Below are 642 nucleotides of genomic sequence, written 5' to 3' on the forward strand. Positions count from 1 at the left end.
ATCCAGCGGCTTTAGCTTACCGAACACGCCGACTTTGAGCACACTGATATCGATGACGGGACATGTCTGTATGATGCCACTTTTTAGTATCGCCTCATGCACAGTCGCCGTTGGAGCCAGTGTCGCCTGCGCACGGACAATGCTTTTCTGATCTGCGTAGACGATTTGCACGCTAATCACAGGCTCTGCGACTGCATCAGGCATACACCACCTCCGCGCGCGCGCAAAAACAATCGACAAAACTATTGGCAATTTTACCAAACACCGGACCAATTAAATGTTCCAGCAATTTACTGGAGAACTCGTAATTGAGATCAAACTCAATTTTGCAGGCATCTGCGCGCAATTCAGTAAACTTCCATTGACCACACAATTGCCGGAACGGTCCCTCCAGCAAGGTCATTTGCATGCTGTGCGGCGGCTGATTCATGTTTTGCGTGGTAAAACTTTGGCGAATGCCGTGATAATTGATCGATAAAGTCGCAGTCAGGCCGGTCGACGTTCTTTCGGCGACACTCACGCCACCACACCAAGGCAGAAATTCCGGATATTTTTCCACCTCGTCAACCAGTGCAAACATCTGGGCGGCACTAAAGCCGATGAAAACTGTTTTATGTACAACTGCCATCTAAGGAAACCATT

General features: G+C 48.9%; 2 protein-coding genes. Both read right to left on the minus strand.

The window, feature by feature from the left end:
* Positions 1 to 204: RnfH family protein (locus KDM89_RS19270; protein WP_212689532.1), on the minus strand; the 204-nt coding region annotated here is incomplete at its 3' end.
* Positions 197 to 628, minus strand: a complete 432-nt coding sequence (locus KDM89_RS19275; protein ID WP_186881048.1) for a type II toxin-antitoxin system RatA family toxin — start codon at positions 626 to 628, stop codon at positions 197 to 199. The genes KDM89_RS19275 and KDM89_RS19270, both read right to left, overlap by 8 nt.
* Between the last annotated feature and the right edge of the window lie 14 nt (positions 629 to 642).

This window comes from Cognatundibacterium luofuense (assembly GCF_018139685.1).
In the GTDB taxonomy this organism is placed as follows: Bacteria; Pseudomonadota; Gammaproteobacteria; order Burkholderiales; family Burkholderiaceae_D; genus Undibacterium; species Undibacterium luofuense.